Annotated in this window: 18 protein-coding genes; 4 read left to right on the top strand and 14 right to left on the bottom strand. The window is 48.1% G+C overall.

Annotated features, from left to right (window positions below; translation table 11 throughout):
* Positions 1–83: 83 nt before the first annotated feature.
* The 5 genes from ccoG to ccoN all read right to left on the bottom strand — a co-directional run bounded on the left by ccoG (position 84) and on the right by ccoN (position 4785).
* The gene (ccoG, locus tag XMD564_RS03250) at positions 84–1505 is read right to left on the bottom strand and encodes a cytochrome c oxidase accessory protein CcoG (protein ID WP_173482396.1); all 1422 of its coding nucleotides are present in this window, start codon (positions 1503–1505) and stop codon (positions 84–86) included.
* Positions 1506–1613: 108 nt separating this feature from the next.
* Positions 1614–2507 (bottom strand): cytochrome-c oxidase, cbb3-type subunit III, encoded by an 894-nt coding sequence (gene ccoP / locus XMD564_RS03255; protein WP_173480785.1) that lies wholly within the window; start codon positions 2505–2507, stop codon positions 1614–1616.
* An 11-nt stretch (positions 2508–2518) separates the two neighbouring features.
* Entirely contained in the window at positions 2519–2698 is a 180-nt protein-coding gene (locus tag XMD564_RS03260) for a cbb3-type cytochrome c oxidase subunit 3 (RefSeq protein WP_173480786.1), read from the bottom strand.
* Between the two features lie 6 nt (positions 2699–2704).
* Positions 2705–3325 carry a cytochrome-c oxidase, cbb3-type subunit II gene (gene ccoO / locus XMD564_RS03265; protein ID WP_173480787.1) on the bottom strand — a complete coding sequence of 207 codons (621 nt, stop codon included), beginning with the start codon at positions 3323–3325 and terminating at the stop codon, positions 2705–2707.
* 20 nt (positions 3326–3345) lie between these two features.
* Positions 3346–4785, bottom strand: coding sequence for a cytochrome-c oxidase, cbb3-type subunit I (gene ccoN / locus XMD564_RS03270; protein WP_173480788.1), 1440 nt, complete (start codon positions 4783–4785; stop codon positions 3346–3348).
* Between the two features lie 392 nt (positions 4786–5177).
* Here ccoN and rlmM point away from each other — a divergent pair, with 392 nt between their 5' ends.
* On the top strand, positions 5178–6242 hold the full coding sequence (gene rlmM / locus XMD564_RS03275) for a 23S rRNA (cytidine(2498)-2'-O)-methyltransferase RlmM (protein ID WP_173480789.1): 1065 nt from the start codon (positions 5178–5180) through the stop codon (positions 6240–6242).
* Here rlmM and XMD564_RS03280 read toward each other — a convergent pair whose 3' ends face one another.
* A complete protein-coding gene (locus XMD564_RS03280) occupies positions 6243–6524 on the bottom strand; it encodes an antibiotic biosynthesis monooxygenase (RefSeq protein ID WP_173480790.1) in 282 nt (93 codons plus the stop codon).
* 139 nt (positions 6525–6663) lie between these two features.
* Between XMD564_RS03280 and tusA the strand changes: the two genes are divergently transcribed.
* From tusA to trxC, 3 genes are all read left to right on the top strand, one after another.
* Positions 6664–6903 (top strand): sulfurtransferase TusA, encoded by a 240-nt coding sequence (gene tusA, locus XMD564_RS03285; RefSeq protein WP_173507790.1) that lies wholly within the window; start codon positions 6664–6666, stop codon positions 6901–6903.
* The gene (locus XMD564_RS03290) at positions 6900–7460 is read left to right on the top strand and encodes a ProQ/FINO family protein (protein WP_173480792.1); all 561 of its coding nucleotides are present in this window, start codon (positions 6900–6902) and stop codon (positions 7458–7460) included. The genes tusA and XMD564_RS03290 overlap by 4 nt, the downstream gene beginning before the upstream one ends.
* Positions 7461–7561: 101 nt before the next feature.
* Complete coding sequence (gene trxC, locus XMD564_RS03295) at positions 7562–7987, top strand: thioredoxin TrxC (protein WP_173507791.1); 426 nt, start codon at positions 7562–7564, stop codon at positions 7985–7987.
* Here trxC and XMD564_RS03300 read toward each other — a convergent pair.
* The 8 genes from XMD564_RS03300 to XMD564_RS03335 all read right to left on the bottom strand — a co-directional run bounded on the left by XMD564_RS03300 (position 7984) and on the right by XMD564_RS03335 (position 16363).
* On the bottom strand, positions 7984–8946 hold the full coding sequence (locus XMD564_RS03300; protein ID WP_173507792.1) for a D-glycerate dehydrogenase: 963 nt from the start codon (positions 8944–8946) through the stop codon (positions 7984–7986). The genes trxC and XMD564_RS03300 overlap by 4 nt on opposite strands.
* Positions 8946–9110: a hypothetical protein gene (locus tag XMD564_RS03305; RefSeq protein ID WP_173507793.1), complete on the bottom strand. Its 165-nt coding sequence runs from the start codon at positions 9108–9110 to the stop codon at positions 8946–8948. The genes XMD564_RS03300 and XMD564_RS03305 overlap by 1 nt, the downstream gene beginning before the upstream one ends.
* 1 nt (position 9111) lies before the next feature.
* A complete protein-coding gene (locus tag XMD564_RS03310) occupies positions 9112–10452 on the bottom strand; it encodes an amidase (RefSeq protein WP_173507794.1) in 1341 nt (446 codons plus the stop codon).
* A 1-nt stretch (position 10453) separates the two neighbouring features.
* Positions 10454–11875: a TRAP transporter large permease subunit gene (locus XMD564_RS03315; RefSeq protein ID WP_173507795.1), complete on the bottom strand. Its 1422-nt coding sequence runs from the start codon at positions 11873–11875 to the stop codon at positions 10454–10456.
* A gap of 4 nt (positions 11876–11879) precedes the next feature.
* On the bottom strand, positions 11880–12479 hold the full coding sequence (locus tag XMD564_RS03320) for a TRAP transporter small permease subunit (RefSeq protein WP_173507796.1): 600 nt from the start codon (positions 12477–12479) through the stop codon (positions 11880–11882).
* A gap of 75 nt (positions 12480–12554) precedes the next feature.
* Positions 12555–13700, bottom strand: coding sequence for a TRAP transporter substrate-binding protein (locus XMD564_RS03325; protein WP_173507797.1), 1146 nt, complete (start codon positions 13698–13700; stop codon positions 12555–12557).
* 280 nt (positions 13701–13980) lie between these two features.
* Positions 13981–15030, bottom strand: coding sequence for a DUF3080 family protein (locus tag XMD564_RS03330; protein ID WP_173507798.1), 1050 nt, complete (start codon positions 15028–15030; stop codon positions 13981–13983).
* Positions 14996–16363, bottom strand: coding sequence for an MATE family efflux transporter (locus XMD564_RS03335; RefSeq protein ID WP_173507799.1), 1368 nt, complete (start codon positions 16361–16363; stop codon positions 14996–14998). The genes XMD564_RS03330 and XMD564_RS03335 overlap by 35 nt, the downstream gene beginning before the upstream one ends.
* Between the last annotated feature and the right edge of the window lie 20 nt (positions 16364–16383).

The raw sequence follows: 16383 nt of genomic DNA on the forward strand, positions 1-16383 counted from the left end.
TCAAAATAGTGACTAAAATAAAGCGCGGATACCCCTAAGAATATCCGCGCGTGAGTATATCACAGATTCTCTGTGACACTGTCTTAACGCTTAGGCGCAGGACCTATGAAACGACTTTCTGATTCAGCTTCAACGCCTGAGCCATCAGTCGCTGTTACGATAAAATCGATCTCATAGTTTGCTCGCTCCATAGCGCGAGGATCCAGAATGATCGACAGGTTGTGATCGAGTAGTTCACCAACGGCTACGTTTACAACGGTATCACCATTGATGATGGCATCCTCTAACCCTTCAACACGGATCTCGTACTGGTAATCACGTTGTGATTTGTTTGCCAGTTTTAGTGTGTAGGTGTTACGGATCAACCCATCATTAGTAGTGCTGTAGAGCTGACCGCGTTCACGAATAACGTCCACCTCAAGCGGCACTCGTGTAAAGAGTACATAACTGAAGGCGATGAACATGGCACAGATCGCGACGAAGTAACCGATCAAGCGAGGGCGGAAGATATGGGTTTTTTTACCGTTAAGCTCATGCTCGGTGGTGTAGCGAACCAGACCTTTCTCATAGCCCATCTTCTCCATGATGTTGTCACAGGCATCGACACAGGCACCACAAGCGACACACTCATACTGAAGACCATCACGGATATCGATACCGACAGGGCAGACGTGCACACAGTGACCACAGTCGATACAGTCACCCAGGCCTTCAGCCTTGTGATCGATGTGGCGTTTACGAGCACCACGGTTCTCACCGCGTTTCTCATCGTAAGAGATGATCAAGGTATCTTGGTCAAACATAACACTCTGGAAACGAGCGTATGGGCACATGTAGATACAGACCTGTTCGCGCAACCAGCCAGCTGCACCGTAGGTGCCTACCGTAAAGAAGGCCAACCACCAAAGCTCCCAAGGTCCAAGATTGAAGCTTAGGATGTTTGGAACCAATTCGCGTACCGGCGAGAAGTAGCCAACAAACGCAACGGCTGATACGGCACCTATAGCAAGCCAGATAAGGTGCTTAGCCAGTTTGCGAAGAACCTTGTTCGCACTCCAAGGCGCTTTGTCCAGCTTCATGCGAGCGTTGCGATCACCCTCGGTCAGTTGTTCGATTCTTATGAACAACCATGTCCAGACAAACTGTGGGCATGCATAGCCACACCAGAGACGACCGGCAAACACCGTTACAAAGAAGAGGGTAAAGGCGAGAATGATCAGCAGCCACGAAAGCAGCATGAAATCTTGTGGCCAAAACGTGAAGTTAAAGACATGGAACTGGCGGTTTGGTAGATCAAATAGTACGGCCTGTTTGCCATCGTATTGGATCCAAGAGAAACCGTAGAACATCAGCAACATGATCGCACTAGAGATGTTTCGTAGATTCTTGAATAGGCCGGTCGTGTACTTGACGTAGATCTCTTCACGTTTAGCGTATAGATCATAGGTTTCAGCAGCGCCAGAGCCCTTTTTTGGGGTGACATCTTTAACTGGGATATTAGACATGCAACTCGCCTGTGCTTATATGACTTGATTTGATTGTCTATTATAAATGGAATAAAAAAAAGGCGACTTGATATATATCAGGTCGCCTTTTCTTCTGCATGCGGTCTATTAGTTGTTAGACAAGCTGTAGACGTATGCAGAGATCAGTTTGATCTTATCTTCTGAAAGAAGATCTTTGTGCGCTGGCATTACGCCTGCACGGCCAGCTCGGATAGTGTGAGCGATCTGCTCAAACTTGCCGCCGTATAGCCAAGTGTCATCAGTTAGGTTTGGTGCACCCAGTGCCGCCATACCTTTACCTGTTGGCATGTGACATGCCGCACACAGAGTGTTGTATTGTGCTTGACCACGTTCAGCTGCTGCTGCGTCGTGTTCGTTGCCGCTGATGCTAAGCACGTAGTTAGTCACGTCTTGAACACCATCTTCACCCAGTACCGCACCCCAAGCAGGCATCGCACCACGACGACCATTGACGATAGACATCATAATGGTTTGTGGCTCGCCACCGTACAACCAATCTTTGTCGGTTAGGTTAGGGAAGCCGTAAGCACCCTGACCGCCAGTACCGTGACAAACAGAACAGTTGTTGGCAAACATGCGCTGACCCATTTTAAGGCCTGCTTCGTTACCTGGTTGGTTTAGCTCTTCAATTGATAGCGAAGCGTATTTAGCGAAAACAGGTTTGTAGACCTCTTCTGCGTGTGCCACTTCCTCTTCCCACTGGTTAGCCGACGTCCAACCAAGAAGGCCCTTGAAGTTACCAAGACCTGGGTAAAGCGCTAGGTAACCGAGTGAGAAGATAACCGTACCAATGAATAGTTGGAACCACCAGCGTGGTAGTGGGTTATCAAGCTCTTCGATGCCATCGAATTCGTGGCCCGTAGTCGCTTCAGTTGTTTCTTTGTGTGTTTCACTTTTGCGCGTTGCTAGAAGCAGCCAAGTACAGCCGATAATAACGGCTAGAGTGATGACTGTGATCCATGCGCTCCAAAAAGCACTCATCTTTCTACTCCTTACTCGACGTCTTTGTCAGTTTTTCTGGTGCGTTCATCAATCTCCTCGTCCTGGAAGGGGAGGTTGGCTGCATCGTCAAACCGTTTGCGGTTTTTCGGATTCAGTACCCAGATGAACAGGGCCAGAAACGTTACCAGCATCACTACTGGGATGTATGGACCGTAGACGTCGTAGCTCACTATTAATTACCGCTTGTTGTTGTACACAGTATGCATCTTGCCTAGCGCTTGTAGGTAAGCAACTAGAGCATCGATCTCATATTTGCCTTCTACGTTTTCACGCGCTGAAGCGATTGTTGCATCGTCAAATGGAACGCCTAACTTACGAAGAGCTTCCATCTTCGCAGCTGTGTCTTTACCCGTTAGCTTCTGTTCGAACAACCAAGGGTAAGATGGCATTTTTGATTCAGGTACAACGTCACGTGGGTTGTATAGGTGAGCACGCTGCCAGTCATCTGAGTAACGACCGCCGACACGAGCTAGGTCTGGACCTGTACGCTTAGAACCCCAAAGGAATGGGTGCTCGTAAACGTGCTCGTTAGCAGTAGAGAAGTGACCGTAACGCTCAGTCTCCGCACGGAAAGGACGGATCATCTGAGTGTGACATACGTGACAGCCTTCACGGATGTAGATATCGCGACCTTCAAGCTCTAGAGCTGAGTAGGTGCGAAGACCTTCGATTGGCTTAGTCGTAGAGCTCTGGAAGAACAGAGGTACGATCTCAGCCAAACCACCACCACTGATCACGATGATGATCAGTAGGGCAAGGAGGCCGACGTTCTTTTCAATAGTATCGTGTTTAATCATCTTAATGTCTCCGGTACTAATTACGCAGTAGCTGCTGATGGATCTGGGTTTTCAGCTTTAGCTACTGTGCTGCCTGCACGTACGGTCTGCCATACGTTGTAAGCCATTAGAAGCATACCGGTTACGAAGAAGACACCGCCTAGGAAACGTACAAAGTAACCTGGGTGGCTCGCTTCTAGGGCTTCTACGAAGCTGTAAGTAAGCGTGCCGTCTTCGTTAACTGCGCGCCACATTAGACCCTGTAGGATACCGTTAACCCACATTGCACAGATGTAAAGAACTGTACCGATTGTTGCCAACCAGAAGTGAGTGTTGATTAGGCCGACGCTGTACATCTGAGCCTTACCAAACAGCTTAGGAATCATGTGGTAAACCGCGCCGATAGAGATCATTGCAACCCAACCTAGAGCACCAGCGTGTACGTGGCCGATAGTCCAGTCAGTGTTGTGTGACAGTGCGTTGACTGTCTTGATTGCCATCATTGGGCCTTCGAATGTTGACATACCGTAGAAGGATAGAGAGACAACAAGGAAGCGAAGAACTGGGTCTGTGCGAAGCTTATGCCAAGCGCCAGATAGCGTCATCATACCGTTGATCATACCGCCCCAAGAAGGTGCAAGAAGGATCAAAGACATGACCATGCCGACTGACTGAGTCCAGTCTGGAAGCGCAGAGTAGTGTAGGTGGTGACCACCAGCCCACATGTACGTCGCGATCAGTGCCCAGAAGTGAACGATCGATAGACGGTATGAGTAGATTGGACGCTCTGCTTGCTTAGGTACGAAGTAGTACATCATGCCTAGGAAGCCTGCCGTTAGGAAGAAGCCTACAGCGTTGTGTCCGTACCACCACTGAACCATCGCGTCGACAACGCCAGGGTAGACAGAGTAAGACTTCCACAGTGTAACAGGCATAGAGATGCTGTTAACGATGTGAAGCACTGCAACAGTGATAATAAATGCCATGTAGAACCAGTTGCCCACGTAGATGTGCGACGTTTTACGGTTCTTAACGGTACCTAGGAACACGATTGCGTATGAGATCCATACAACCGCGATCAAGATATCGATAGGCCATTCAAGTTCAGCGTACTCTTTAGTGGTTGTCAGACCCATCGGCAGCGTGATTGCTGCTGCGACGATGACTGCTTGCCAACCCCAGAAAGTGAACGATGCTAAACCGTCAGAGATTAGACGCGTCTGACAGGTGCGCTGTACAACGTAGTAAGACGTTGCAAATAGTGCACATCCGCCAAAGGCGAAGATAACTGCGTTGGTATGCAACGGACGAAGACGTCCGAAAGAGAACCATGCAGTGTCGAAGTTAAGTGCCGGCCAGACTAGTTGTGCGGCGATGAGTACACCCATCGTCATACCAACTATGCCCCAGACTACAGTCATGATGGCGAACTGGCGTACAACTTTGTAGTTGTAGGTCGTGTTTGCTGTTGCAGTGCTCATTTCATGCTCTCATCAAAGCTAAGTGAATTGATAGTTTTTGAAACCGTTGCGAATTATCAGTTATGGGGCAAGATTTTTCAATGCAAAACGCCCCTAAATAGGGCGTTGTAGCTATCCATTAGTATTATCTAATAAGTCGGTTGTCGTGAATTTTAAAAAGGCGGATACGATTTGTTAATGGTGTAAGTTACTGATATTAAATGACTTAATCATTTATTACGATTGGTTCAAACTATATATCTGTTTATTATTTGTTCGATTTTAGTCAATTTTTTGATTCATCAAAAATAACGCTTTTTTGATATGTATCAATTTTCATAAAAGTGACTGATTTTTGCTATTACGACGGCTAACTCGTTAAACTGTCGCCTCTGTTTTAGGGAGAGGTTCCTTTGAATCACATTATTATCTATTGTCGCAGTGGCTTTGAGAGTGAGGCCGCCAGTGAAATATCAGTAAAAGCGGCGGAGGCTGGAGTTTACGGTTATCCGAAGTTTGATGATTTGGCGGGTTATATAGAGTTTGTGATCAACCCTCCTCACAACGCGCTGCAGTTGATGAGTAAGCTGCGCTTTCGCGATCTCATCTTTGCGCGCCAATGGATCGCCTGTGAGCCAATGCTGCAGGGCGTTTCGTCAAAAGATCGCCTAACACCCATAAGTGAAGCGGTTGCTAAGCTGCCCAAAGCCTCTGAGTTGTTGGTTGAGAGTGCGGATACTACTGATGGCCGCAACCTTAATGGTTTGGCTAAAAAACTCGGTAGTGCTGCAGCAGGCTTTTTACGACAGCAGGATCTTTTACTTCCAAGAAAATCAAAGGCTGAATATCGGCTACATATCTTCCTGCTCGAAAATAATCAGATTTGGGTCGGTGTCAGTCCGATCAATAACAGTTCCAAATGGGAGCAGGGGATTAAGCGACTTAAATTCCCAGCCGATGCACCGAGCCGCTCTACATTAAAACTTGAAGAGGCGTGGCACTACTTTATCCCACAAAAAGCCTGGGATGAGCGGTTGCAGCGCGGTATGAAAGCGGTGGATTTGGGGGCGGCACCCGGTGGCTGGACCTATCAGCTGGTTAAACGCGGCATGTTTGTCACAGCAGTTGATAATGGGCCCATGAAGGGTGATCTAATGGAGACCGGTCAGGTTGATCACCAACGCGAGGACGCCTTTACCTTTGCGCCCGCCAAGCCAGTGGATCTGATGGTGTGTGACGTCGTTGATAAACCGACTCGTGTTATAGAGTTGATGGCAAAGTGGGCCATTAACGGCTGGGCTGATCGTTTGATCTTCAACTTAAAGTTGCCAATGAAAAAGCGCTACATTGAAGTATCAGATCGAATAGAGCAGTTGGAGATGATTCTTCAGGAGCATGAAAAACCCTACCGTCTCGTCAGCAAGCATCTCTACCACGACCGTGAAGAGATCACTTGCTACCTGGAGTTAGACGTCTAATCAGTGCTCGTAGATTTTGATCAGCTCGTCACGCTCTAGCATGGGACGCAGTTTGTTCATTAGCTCAAGACGTTCTTGAGATTGATACCAACGCTCCCAGTCAGCCAGTGTGCTGTAGGTGGCAATGACTAAACGGTGCTCTGGATCATTGATGTCATGCATGACCTCGCCTTTGATAAAACCTGGTGAGCGCATAGACGCTTGCAGAGTCTCTTTAGCAATGGCCGTGTATTGTGGCTCTAGTTCGGCAGGCACCTTACGGTTTATAAAAACCTTGATCATCGATTTGTCCTCTAACTACTTGTTATACCTTGAGAATAACGCTCGGATTTGTCTAGGTAAAGGTGAATCGGGCTTAAACTCGTTGGAGTTTTTAAAAACTATTTGCGACAATGCGCGACTTGATTGAAAGGATAGTGCAATGAGCATTGAAAAACCCATTGAACAGCTGGATGCGCGCGGCCTCTACTGCCCAGAGCCAGTGATGATGTTGCATGGTAAAATTGCTCAACTTCAAGTGGGTGATCTCTTTGAAGTGATCGCGACGGACCCCTCTACAGAGCGTGATATCCCAAAGTTTTGTAACTTCTTAGGGCACGAGTTGGTCAGTCATGAAGTGAAGGATGATCTTTTCATCTATCGAATACGGAAAGGTGGATGAGTAAAATCATTCAACAGATAGCCTCTGATACAGAGCGTCTTCTGCAAGAGGCAGAAGAGATTTTAATCAGAGTTGAACAACAAGTTGATCGAACTGAACCTCGACAACTTCAAGAGAATAAAACAGTGACAGAACAGAACACAGCTAAGCCTCGCAATAAAAACCGTGAAGCTAACCAAGCCGCAGTCGAACTGCTTATTGCCGCTTACCCCAACACATTCAGCCTGGAAGAACCCAAGCCTCTGAAAATTGGTATTCAAGAGGACTTAGTGGCGGATGAAAAAGTAAGTCGCGGTAAGATTAAGCGTGCGCTAGCGACTTATGTTCGTAACCCACGTTACCTTCAGTCAATGGTTGTTGGCGCTCAGCGTGTCGATTTGACCGGTGCTGAAGTGGCTGAAGTGACTGCTGAAGATGAAAAACACGCTAAAGCTAAGCTAGACGAGTACAAGCAGCGCCGTAAAGAGCGTCATCAAGAGGCTCGTAAACAACAACGCGTTGCTCAAAAAGAGGAGCGTCTTACCTCTAAACTAGAAGCTCTCGTTAAGAAGTTCTAATCGTTTAGGCAGGGCAGCGGTTCTCGCTGCTCTGTTTTGCTCCCCCCCTTGAACTCCTGATTTCCGCCTATATATTAGTAGTTGATGATATAGGAGACGTTATGAGTCAATCAGTTAATCTCAGCTGCCCCCACTGTTTAGCAACCAATCGAGTCCCTAAAGATAAGCTCGATAGAGGGCCTGCCTGCGGTAAATGCCGAAAAGCGATCTTTTCTCAGCAACCGATTGCCCTGAGCGAAGAGAATTTCGCTAAGTTTATTCGCAATACGGATATTCCCGTCATTGTTGATTTCTGGGCAGGTTGGTGTGGACCCTGTCGAATGATGGCACCCGCGTTTGCCGAAGTGGCAAAACGCACTGAGCCTGAGATGCGCTTCGTTAAAGTTGATACCGAAGCCAATCAACAGCTGGCCGCTCGCTATAACATCAGAAGCCTGCCAACCGTTGTCCGTTTTGAGGGCGGTAAAGAGGTCAAGCGTCAGTCGGGCGCAATGAACATCAGCCAGCTGCAGCAGTGGGTGGGTTAATTCAGCAGATCCTGTGGCGTTTTGCCGGCAAAGAACTGATCTAGATTATCCAGGGCCCTGAATCCCATCGCGGCTCTGGTATCGTCTGTTGCTGAACCGATATGCGGAAGCATAAACACCTGTTGCAGCTCAGAGAGTTTCGGGTTGCCACCCGGTTCGTTTTTGAAGCAGTCCAGACCGGCTGCCCTGATATGACCAGAGTTTAACGCCTCAATTAGTGCGTCCTCGTCAACAAGAGCCCCTCTAGCGGTATTGACTAAAATAGATCCCGCTTTCATTTGGGCTAGTGTCTCAGGATTGATGAGGTTGTGGTTCTCCTCTGTTGCAGGGCAGTTAAGGGAAACTACATCCACCGTTGAAAGCAGTGACTCTAGGCTGTCGTGGTAGATAGCACTGGTGATGACGGTATCAGGAAGTTTTTTACGATTGTGGTAGTGGACTTCCATATCAAATCCTTTGGCACGTCTAGCAACCACTTGCCCAACACGTCCCATACCAATAATGCCAAGTTTCTTACCGGTAATTTGAAAGCCATTCATCATCTTAGGCGCCCAATCTTTCCAGATGCCTGATCGCACCATGTTGTCACCTTCATAGGCTCGCCTTGACGCCCCGAGCATCAGCAACATAGCTATTTCAGCGGTGGCATCACTTAATACATCAGGTGTGTTAGTGACACTGATGCCTTTGCTGCGTAGTGCGTTCAGATCGCAGTGATCGACCCCTACCGAGTGGTTGGCGACAATTTTTAGGCGGTCAGATAACCGACTGATCATGGGGCCCACAAAATGCTCTGAGTGACAAATCAGCATGGCATCAGCCTCTTGGCTGGCTGCAATTAACTCAGAGAAGGACATCACGTGATCGTCTGCTGTTTGCAGCACGTGATAATCCCTATGAGCGCGTTCCATGACTGGGTCCGTTAGGTGTCGGGTCACCCAGAGTGTTGGTTTACTCATCAGTGCTGCTCATTGCTTTTGATTGACTGAATGAAATCAAAACCGGCCATGGCGACTGCGATGACTGCAATGATGATTAGATCGACCTCCATCACTTTAAACACCAGTATGCCTAAGAAAACAGCGAGTAGGGCGAAACTGATTAGGGCGAGTAATTTATTCATGTTAAGCAACCTCTTGATTGGTCATTGCTTGCGAAAGACTCTCGGATAGCCAGCGTGCCGTTCGCATGAGTCTTGCGTCATCCCCTTTAGGACCGATGATTTGAATACCCATCGGCAAGCCGTCACTGTCCTCAAACACTGGCAGGTTGACCACTGGTGTGCCTGCTAGTGTCCATATTCCGTTGAATACAGCATCTCCTGTCGTTTCACGACCCGGTGCGCCCCCTAGTGCAGATGGGATGATGATGGCATCGCATCGTTCGAATAACTCTTCTAGGGCAGCGTTTAAAATGTCACGCCAATCGAGTGCAGAGATGTAGTCCCTAGCAGAGAGTTGTTCACCCTCTTCAATGGCGGCCAAAAGCTTTTGCGAAAGCTGATCAGAGTGATCACGGCGGTAGCGGTAGTAGCATTTAGCCATCTCCGCAAAGTTAATCACCTCTCTACCGCGAATCGCTTCATTAAAAGCGCTGGGTAGAGTCGTAATAAAGGCTTGGTCACCTAAATAGTCGCCTAGCTCTGCAAATGCACTTTTCATATCATCTGTCGCCTTGTCGAATTGAGGCGGCTCAACCAAGGCAAAGGTTGGTGTTACTGGCACCTTGTCTAGGCAGACCTGTAACGTTTGAGGTTTAGGTGAAGGCGACATCTGTTTGTCACGGTCATCAAAGCCCGACAAAACATCAGTCACAAGGGCCAAATCTTCAACGCAGCCAGCGAATATGCCTGGCGTGTCGAGAGTCGGGGATTGCATTAATAGCCCTGTTCTGGGAATTAATCCAAAGCTGGGCTTGATCGCATGTACACCACAGAATGACGCAGGTCTTATGACTGAGCCTCCTGTCTGTGTGCCAATGGCAATCGGTACTATTCCGGCTGCCACAGCGGCAGCCGAACCAGACGATGAACCTCCGGGTGTTCGATCAGAGTTGACCGGGTTAACCGTTTCACAAGGCTCTAGGAAAGCCAGTTCCGTTGTTTTTGTCTTACCAAAAATAATGGCACCGGCCGAACGTAAACGATCTACGATGACGGCATCTTTAGTGGGCACTCTACCGGAGTCGACGGAAGTGCCGTTCTCTGTCGGTATCGCCTTGGTATCGATGATGTCTTTTAGTGCCACTGGAATCCCATGAAGTGGGCCCAGTGGCATGCCACGAAGACGATATTGATCCAGTTGTTTGGCCTGATCCCTGACATAGTCTGCATCGAACCAACTGAACGCTTTAATTGAAGACTCTTTGGCTTCTACTTGACCAATGTAAGCTTCGGCAATCTCGAGTGCTGATAGCTCACCGTTTTTTTGTCTATCAATCAGTGATAGTGCTGTTGTAATGGTCATATCAGCTTCCGTAAAGTTTGTTAGGTAGGTAGTAGACTATCTCTGGAACGGTGTACATCAAAATCATAGCCACAAATACCATGGCTAGGAATGGCATACAGCCTTTGAATATCTCCATTAACTTCACTTCCGGTGGCGCGATACCTTTGAGGTAGTAAGCGGACATCGCCATCGGTGGCGTTAAGAAAGATGTCTGCAAGTTCAGCGCTACTAGAATGCCGAAGAAGAGAGGATCGATGCCAAAGATGGGAAGCAGAGGTAAGAAGATCGGTACAAAGATGATAATGATCTCTGACCACTCCAAAGGCCAACCGAGCAAGAAGATGATCAGTTGAGCAAGCAGTAGGAACATCAACGGTGATAGATCTAGCGAAGTAACAAACTCTGCAACGATGTGTTCACCACCTAGGTAGGAGAAGACACTTGAGAAGGTGTATGAACCGACGAATAACCAACAGACCATCGCGGTGGTTCTGAGGGTTAGGTAGACCGATTCACGAAGTCTCTGCCATGTGAGTGAACGATAAGCGGCTGCTAATACGAGGCCACCCAGTGCACCGATTGAAGCCGCTTCTGATGGTGTCGCTAGACCGCCAAGAATGGATCCCAATACGGCTAAAATCAACGCAGCTAAAGGTAGGAAGGAGGTTGTTAACAACCAGAGAACCTTGCCTAGAGGCATGTCTGGAACTTCCTCTTTGGTCGGTTTTGGTGCCAACTCAGGCTGAAGTTTTGCCCTAACGACCACGTAAATTAGGTAAAGCCCTGCAAGGGTAAGCCCCGGTAGTAGTGCGCCAGCGTAGAGACGAACGATCGACACCCCCGAAGCGGCGGCATAGACGATCAGCATGATCGATGGCGGGATAAGAATCCCCAAAGTACCACCGGCACAGATAATGCCTGCTGCAAAGCTCTTGTCGTAACGTGCTTTAAGCATCGAAGGTAGAGCAAGAAGTCCCATGAGTGTGACAACGGCACCAACAATACCCGTTGCAGTCGCAAAGAGTGCACAGGTGATCAGTGCTGCAACGCCCATTGAGCCTGGTATGTTTCTTGCTGCCACATTTAAGGTGCTGAATAGGCGACTCACAATGTTTGCGCGTTCTACGATGTAGCCCATGAAGAGGAAGAGAGGAATGGCCGTCAGTACTTCGTTCGCCATTACTGAGAAGGTCTGGTTGATGAACAGGTCGAATATTCGGTTATTGAATAGACCATCAATCCACGTCTGCCAAAGCGTCAACTGATCAGCATCTGCATTAACGGCTCGCTCGTAAGCGCGCCACATACGGCCTTCATCAAAGTAGGCGTAGTAGCCAAACGCGATGCCCATTGCCATTAGCGTGAATGCAATTGGGAATCCGAGCAGAACCATGAAGAGGAACAGCCCGAGCATGGTAATCGCTACAACTGGATCACTCATCTTATTATTCCTTATTAGCGGAAAGTTGTTGTTCTTGTGTTTGTGCCTGTTTCATCAACAGGTCTTCAGTCTCTTCGACATCGTCTTCTACTTGAGACTGCAACCAATGGCCGTGCTTGATGCAGTAGATGCAACGACAAACCTGTGCAATACCCTGAACTAACAAGAGTATCCCGGCAGCCACCATGACGGTTTTGAATTGATAAATCGGAATGCCGGCGGGGCTATTTACCGATACCTCGCCATATCCCCAAGATCGACTTGCATATTTCCAGCCTGTCAAAATAAGGGCCAGTACTCCGGGGAAGAAGAATATGAAATAGAGAACCAGATCGACTTTAGCTTGGGTGGTCTCTTTCCAAGTTCGGTAGATAAAGTCACCACGGACATGACCGTTTTTGGAAAGGGTGTAAGCACCACCCATCATGAATAGGGTGCCATACATGATGAATGAGACATCAAGTGCCCAAGAGGTTGGTGAGTTAAGTGCGTATCGGACGAAAACTTCGTAGCCCACGCCAAAAGCCATAAGGATGATTAGCCAGGCGAACGCCTTGCCAACCCAAGCTGATAAGTTATCAGCAAATTTAATGAAAGTGAGCATCTTTAAATCCTCAAAACGGGCGGGGCACAATGCCCCACCCACTGATTATGGTTAAAACGACACGTATGTGGCGTGTTACATATTCAGTTTGCCTGGGAAGAAGTGCTCGTAGGCTGTCACTACATCGGTACCTGCCATGATTTCGAAGTAGCCGACGCGTTCAACCCATGCTCGTTGACTATCGAGGACTCGTTTCATGAACGGATCCTGTTCTAGTTCAGCGATGATCTTATCCCAAGACTCGATCTGACCCTTAAGAATGTCTTTAGAGGTCCGGTGAACTTTAACGCCTTCATCACGCTCTAGTTCCATCAAGTCTTGTGAGTACTGATCCAGTGCAAGCATAGTGTTAGCGGTTGAAGCTGACTCTACACCGTACTGCAGGATTGCCTGAAGATCTGGATCGAGTGATTCAAATAGATCGCGGTTGAAGATGATTTCAAACGACTCTGATGCCTGGTGGTATGAGCTTAGGTAGTAGTTTTTCGCTACGTCAGCTGCGCCGAATCGACGGTCAGAGGTTGGGTTGTTGAACTCAAATGCATCGATAACGCCACGCTCCATCGCTGGAACAATCTCGCCACCCGGTAGCTGAGCTACCGCCATGCCCATGTTCTGTAGAAGGTCAGCTGCTAGGCCTACTGTACGGTATTTGAAACCGTTAAGGTCTGCTGCAGTGTTGACTTCATTTTTGAACCAACCAAAGGGCTGAGGGAACATTGGGAAGCCCATAAAGCCGACAATGTTAAGGCCCATCATGTCTTGAGTCAGTTCACGATAAAGCTCTTGACCGCCCCCTTTGTAGAACCAGCCCATCATGGTATTGGCGTTACCACCGAATACTGGACCTGTACCGAAGAGAGACGCGGCTTTGTTTTTACCGTACCAGTAAACCGGTACCTGGTGACCTGCATCGATGATGCCGTCATTAACTGCATCCAGTACTTGGAATGCTTTAACGACTGCACCTGCAGGTAGTAGCTCTACCTTCAAGCGACCGCCAGACATTGCCTCGACACGATCACAGTACTGTTTTGCCATCTCTTGGAAGATGTCAGATGCTGGCCATGAAGATTGCATTTTGATTGTGACGGCTTTGCTGTGACCACCGGCTAGGACTGCTGGTGCAGCGGCTGCTCCTGCTGCAAGGGCGCCTGCTGCAGCACCACCTTTCAGGAATGAACGACGATTAATCGTTTTGTTCTCTTTATTTTGAGACATTATTCACCTCGTTAACGATCTATTTTTGTTATCCGTTACACGTGCTAGGAATGTTTGACCGAAGTCGAAATTCCATGAGTATTTTTTACATACTCAAATTGCGCTTACGTCAGGGTTTGCTTTAATAGATCATCAATCGTGTCGTATTTATTCAATCACTATTTGTAAGGCTTTTATCTCTTTTAAAGTAAAATAAGATTATATAAATCAATGGTTTGTTTTATATATCTAAAGCTTGTTAGATGAATAGATTAATGGATTTTTCACATAGTGAACTCTATTAAGTGCCTGGACGAAGTCCACACTGATCCAAAATATCCTGCCAAGATTGAGTGTGCTTCTCTCGAGCTTTTAGATAGCTAGACCAGACCTCTCCTTCGGGATGGGTATAGGTGTTTAGCCATCGGCTTTGAGGTAGGTTGAGTGACGCGATGATGGCTTGATGAAGGTTACTCCATTGGCGGCCTGTACGTTCAACCTGAGCGATGTAGGGTTGCAAACTGTTGACGTAAAACTTCATAAAGACGTTCCAGAGAATTTCTGACTTCTGGTTTTGCCTCTGATTAAAGCAGATCGGTCTGTCATTGAGTCGTTGATTAATAGCTTCAGAGGTCTGCTCTAAAACCTGCGTTAACAGTGCCATGCTGGCGAGCCACTCTGATCCGAAACTGGATCGATAGAGCGTTTCGTAGTCACGCTCTAGCTCATTGGCAAAAGAGGGTGTTTGCCAGTCTGAATTGTTTTGGGTTTCAGCGATCTCAGAGAACCGCTGCATTGTCAGCATTAACTCTGAGGTTGAGTAGTCTGCATCGGGTGGCAGCGGCGCAGCCCCCAGTGAGAAGTGTTGTTCCATCTCTGGGCTGCTGTAGATACTGTTCCATATCTGCTTTGGCCAGTTATCGCTCTTGATCTGATTGATCTCTTGAACACGCGCTAACAGTTCAGTTTGACTACTATCGCCTGTGAGCAGTGTCTGACAGCTGCGTAATTTAGGGATGAACTCCAGTTCGTAAATCAGACGTTGTGATCCACCGGCCAATTTGCCAAGGCTTGTGTTTCTCTGTGCGATTAGATCGATCAGCCCACACTGCTTAAGATCGAGAACATCGATCAGACCTTCGGTAATGGGTGTCAGGGTTTCAGTTCGCTCTCTTCGATCAGGAAGAATAGGGTAAAGACCGGATGTTTTGTTCAGTTGAAGATCAAAATCGATATCAATGGCTCGACTGGTCCGCTCGGCATAGGTTTCAACAAGGGATTGGGCTGGATCGGTATTGATACAGCCTGTGATAAAACTAGTTGAAATTAGGAGTGTTAACCAGTGCTTCATTGGATAGCTTATAGAGTCGTTTTATCAGTAGTACGGCGGCAAAGCTTAAGCCGATGAGTATGCCTAACCAGTAACCGACAGCCCCCATCTCTAAATGCTCAGCAATAATATACCCACTGGGTAGCCCAAGTACCCAGTAAGCGATAAACGCGATCAGTAGTGGGATTCGAGTATCCTTGTATCCGCGCAGTGCACCATTGGCGGTCAGCTGGAGCGCATCCGAGAATTGATAGAGTGCGGCGTAACTGAGCAGAGTCGATGCAATCGCGATTAGTTCGGCATCTGTAGAGAAGAGCGATGCAATGCCATCGGACAGGATAAACAGAATCGTTGAGCTGAAGCAGGCGATCAAAAGGGCGATGCGAAGTCCCAGGAATCCTACTTGCTGGGCGTCAGCAAAGCGTTTAGCGCCATTGAGCTGGCCAACCCTAATGGTGACGGCCAAGCAGAGTGAGAGCGGCATCATAAAGATCAGACTCGATATCGAGAGTGTAATCTGGTGAGCAGAGATCACCGTTGCACCGTAATCGGCCAAAAAGAGCGCAATCAGGCAGAACATGGTGGTCTCAACGCCAAGGCTCGCGGCAATCGGTATGCCAATAGAGAGCTGATGTTTGATCTTCTCTCTGTTCGGTTTGAGCGTCTGTTTGAAGAGGTTCAACGGTTTGAAATAGCGGCTGTAGATCAGATAAGCAGCACCGGCTATGAACATGTACCAGAATACAATTGTTGTCGCCCATCCACAGCCTACACCGCCCATTTCAGGCATTCCCAGTTTGCCGAAGATGAAAATATAGTTAAGAGGTAGATTGAGCAGTACAGCGCTGATGCCTATTTTCATGACGATCTTTGTCTGCCCATGTCCCTCAGCAAAAGCCCTGATCGATTGATAGAGCAGCATGCCTGGTATGCCCCAGCTGATCGCAAACAGATAGTCATTGGCTGTGGATTTCAGAGCCGGTTCTACAGACAGTAGGGTAAGAATCCAGTCAGAGGCGCCATTGATGAAAAGCCAGCTGAGCACGCCGATCGCAAGTGTGATCAGAAGATTGTTAAACAATTCTGAGGCGGTCTCCTCTTCACGTTTTCCACCAACATGATGTGCCACGATCGGAGTCAATGCCATCATAGCGCCTGCTAAGGATAGCGAGAGTGGCGTCCATATACTGGAGCCCAGAGCGATAGCTGCCAGCTCTTCAGCGCCCGCCCAAGAGGCCATCAGAGTATCGGATAGACTCATCGCTGTTTGCGAGGACTGAGCCAGCAGCATGGGCCAGGCAAGGTGTAGTAGCTGCTTGATCTCTACTCTGGAGTTGGGCGGAAAAAATGACATGCTATTTCTTGTATCAGGGG

The organism is Marinobacterium sp. xm-d-564, from assembly GCF_013283345.1.
In the GTDB taxonomy this organism is placed as follows: domain Bacteria; phylum Pseudomonadota; class Gammaproteobacteria; order Pseudomonadales; family Balneatricaceae; genus Marinobacterium_E.

Excerpts from the sequence above, each read along its gene's own strand:
- ccoG (WP_173482396.1), bottom strand. The coding sequence starts at position 1,505 with ATGTCTAATATCCCAGTTAAAGATGTCACCCCAAAAAAGGGCTCTGGC.
- ccoP (WP_173480785.1), bottom strand. The coding sequence starts at position 2,507 with ATGAGTGCTTTTTGGAGCGCATGGATCACAGTCATCACTCTAGCCGTT.
- ccoO (WP_173480787.1), bottom strand. The coding sequence starts at position 3,325 with ATGATTAAACACGATACTATTGAAAAGAACGTCGGCCTCCTTGCCCTA.
- ccoN (WP_173480788.1), bottom strand. The coding sequence starts at position 4,785 with ATGAGCACTGCAACAGCAAACACGACCTACAACTACAAAGTTGTACGC.
- XMD564_RS03280 (WP_173480790.1), bottom strand. The coding sequence starts at position 6,524 with ATGATCAAGGTTTTTATAAACCGTAAGGTGCCTGCCGAACTAGAGCCA.
- tusA (WP_173507790.1), top strand. The coding sequence starts at position 6,664 with ATGAGCATTGAAAAACCCATTGAACAGCTGGATGCGCGCGGCCTCTAC.
- XMD564_RS03290 (WP_173480792.1), top strand. The coding sequence starts at position 6,900 with ATGAGTAAAATCATTCAACAGATAGCCTCTGATACAGAGCGTCTTCTG.
- trxC (WP_173507791.1), top strand. The coding sequence starts at position 7,562 with ATGAGTCAATCAGTTAATCTCAGCTGCCCCCACTGTTTAGCAACCAAT.
- XMD564_RS03300 (WP_173507792.1), bottom strand. The coding sequence starts at position 8,946 with ATGAGTAAACCAACACTCTGGGTGACCCGACACCTAACGGACCCAGTC.
- XMD564_RS03305 (WP_173507793.1), bottom strand. The coding sequence starts at position 9,110 with ATGAATAAATTACTCGCCCTAATCAGTTTCGCCCTACTCGCTGTTTTC.
- XMD564_RS03310 (WP_173507794.1), bottom strand. The coding sequence starts at position 10,452 with ATGACCATTACAACAGCACTATCACTGATTGATAGACAAAAAAACGGT.
- XMD564_RS03315 (WP_173507795.1), bottom strand. The coding sequence starts at position 11,875 with ATGAGTGATCCAGTTGTAGCGATTACCATGCTCGGGCTGTTCCTCTTC.
- XMD564_RS03320 (WP_173507796.1), bottom strand. The coding sequence starts at position 12,479 with ATGCTCACTTTCATTAAATTTGCTGATAACTTATCAGCTTGGGTTGGC.
- XMD564_RS03325 (WP_173507797.1), bottom strand. The coding sequence starts at position 13,700 with ATGTCTCAAAATAAAGAGAACAAAACGATTAATCGTCGTTCATTCCTG.
- XMD564_RS03330 (WP_173507798.1), bottom strand. The coding sequence starts at position 15,030 with ATGAAGCACTGGTTAACACTCCTAATTTCAACTAGTTTTATCACAGGC.
- XMD564_RS03335 (WP_173507799.1), bottom strand. The coding sequence starts at position 16,363 with ATGTCATTTTTTCCGCCCAACTCCAGAGTAGAGATCAAGCAGCTACTA.